At 72.2% G+C, this 2,321-nt stretch carries 4 protein-coding genes; all 4 read left to right on the top strand.

All coding sequences use genetic code 11. The features are described 5' to 3' along the window. Positions 1-224: flavodoxin-dependent (E)-4-hydroxy-3-methylbut-2-enyl-diphosphate synthase (locus Q0112_RS08750; protein WP_297974049.1), on the top strand; the 224-nt coding region annotated here is incomplete at its 5' end. Between the two features lie 28 nt (positions 225-252). After that, the gene (locus Q0112_RS19445; protein ID WP_349770567.1) at positions 253-561 is read left to right on the top strand and encodes an antitoxin; all 309 of its coding nucleotides are present in this window, start codon (positions 253-255) and stop codon (positions 559-561) included. 39 nt (positions 562-600) lie between these two features. Next, positions 601-924 (top strand): PIN domain-containing protein, encoded by a 324-nt coding sequence (locus Q0112_RS08745; protein ID WP_297974048.1) that lies wholly within the window; start codon positions 601-603, stop codon positions 922-924. A 132-nt stretch (positions 925-1,056) separates the two neighbouring features. Continuing rightward, complete coding sequence (locus tag Q0112_RS08740; protein ID WP_297974046.1) at positions 1,057-2,280, top strand: multidrug effflux MFS transporter; 1,224 nt, start codon at positions 1,057-1,059, stop codon at positions 2,278-2,280. Positions 2,281-2,321: the final 41 nt, after the last annotated feature.

The raw sequence follows: 2,321 nt of genomic DNA, 5'->3' as shown, positions 1-2,321 counted from the left end.
CGCTCTCGATCATCGGCTGCGTGGTGAACGGGCCGGGCGAGGCGCTGATGACCGACGTCGGCTTCACCGGCGGCGGCGCGGGCTCGGGGATGGTCTACCTAGCTGGCAAGCAGCACCACAAGCTCGGCAACGACGCCATGGTCGACCATATCGTCGAGCTGGTCGAGAAGCGCGCCGCCGAGCTCGAGGCCGAGCGCGCCGCCGCGCCGAAGGCGGCCGAGTAGGCGAGGGTTGATTCGCCCGCGGGGCTGTATGTGCTTCCGGCATATGCCATTCAGGAGCGACCCGATGCCGGGGGCCGAGAAAGCCGTGCGGGAGGCACGGCTCTTCCGTAACAACCGGAGCCAGGCGGTGCGGATTCCGGTGGAGTTCGAGTTGCCGGGCGACCGGGTGCTCATCCACCGCGACGGCGACCGGCTCATCATCGAGCCGGTGCGGCGGGCAGGGCTGGTTGGACTGCTCGATAGCTGGGGGCCCGCTCGATGTCGCCTTCCCGGAGGTCGAGGACCCGGCGGCAGAGCCAGAAGACATCCTCTGATGCCGTTGGTGTCGAGCAGATAGGGGAACCCCTCCGGCGGCGCGGCGGCGCGCCTCCGGCGCGTGGGGGAAGAGGCAGTCTGCACCAGCGTGATCGTCGCCGCCGAGTTGCGCCATGGCTGCGCCAGGCGCGCGCTTCCGGAGCTCACCCGGCGGATCGAGGCGATCCTCGCCGAGTTGGCGGTGCTGCCGCTCGAGCGGCCGGCGGACCTGCACTATGGCGGGATCCGGGCGGCGCTGGAGGTGCGGGGCACGGTGATCGGGCAGAACGACCTGCTGATCGCGGCGCATGCGCGCGCGCTCGGCGCCACGGTCGTCACCGGCAACCTCCGCGAGTTCGCGCGCGTCGAAGGGCTGGCGGTCGAGAACTGGCTGGCTGAGGACTGAAGGACGCCGCCCCGTTTCAATGATCGCGATCCGGTCGCGGCGGGCTTGACCGCGGGGGCGGATTGGGGGAGAAGCCGCCCCCCGGTCCCGGCGTCGGCACCGGGCATTCAGCAGCAGACGGCAGGTTCTCCCATGACGGCGCAATCCGGGATGGCGCGCATCGCGCTCGTGATCGGGCTTCTCGGCGCGGTCGGGCCGTTCGCGATCGACATGTACCTGCCGGCGCTGCCGGAGGTGGCGGCCGATCTCGGGGCGAGCGCGCAGGCGACCCAGCTCACGCTGACCGCCTACTTCCTCGCCTTCGGCGTGTCGCAGCTCGTCTACGGGCCGGCGGCGGACCAGTACGGGCGGAAGCCGCCGCTCTACGTCGGGCTGGCGATCTTCCTCCTCGGCACCTTCGGCTGCGTCGTCGCGCCGTCGATCGAGGCGCTGATCGCCGCGCGCTTGGTGCAGGGGCTCGGCGCCGCGACGGTCATGGTCGTGCCGCGGGCGATCATCCGCGACCTCTACAGCGGCCCGGCGGCGACGCGGCTGATGGCGATGGTGATGCTCGTCATCAGTGTCTCGCCGATGCTGGCGCCGCTCGCCGGGAGCGGGCTGATGCTGGTCGGCAGCTGGCGGCTCATCTTCGCCGTCCTCGGGGTCGCGGCCCTCGTCAGCCTGGCGCTGACCGCCTTCGTCCTGCCCGAGACGCTGGCGGCCGGGAAGCGGACGCCGGCGCGGCCCGCCGTGCTCCTGCGGGGCTTCTGGCGGCTGCTGCGCGACCCGGCCTTCATGGGGCTGACGCTGATCGGCGGCTTCTCGATGTCGAGCTTCTTCGTCTTCCTCGCCAGCGCCTCCTTCGTCTACACCGGCCAGTTCGGCCTCTCGCCGACCGGCTTCAGCCTCGCCTTCGCGCTCAACGCGATCGGCTTCTTCGCCGCCTCGCAGACCGCGGCCTCGCTCGGCGAGCGCTTCGGCATGGCGCGGGTGGTGGGGACGGCGGTGACCGCCTTCGCGGCCGTGACGACGCTCCTCCTCCTCGTCGCGCTGGCGGGCTATGCGACGCTGCCGGTCATCATCGCCATGCTTTTCGTCGGCAACGCCTTCCTCGGCGTGGTGATGCCGACGACGATGGTGATGGCGCTCGATCCGCACCCGGACATCGCCGGGCTCGCCTCCTCGCTCGGGGGCACGCTGCAGATGGTGACCGGCGGGGTGATGATGGCGCTGGCCGGGCCCTTCTTCGACGGGACGGCGACGCCGATGGTGGCCGCGATCGCCGTCGCCGGGCTCCTCGCCTGCGCGACGGCGGCGCTGACCTTCCGCGGCGACCGCCGGCTGCGCCGCAGCGCCGGGGCGGGCGCCGATCCCTGATAGGCCGCCCATGTTCGCCCTTGCGGGGGCGGCCGGCTTGC

Origin of the sequence: uncultured Amaricoccus sp., assembly GCF_937858865.1 — a bacterium.
GTDB lineage: Bacteria > Pseudomonadota > Alphaproteobacteria > Rhodobacterales > Rhodobacteraceae > Amaricoccus.
This window is presented reverse-complemented; position numbering and strand designations above follow the sequence as displayed.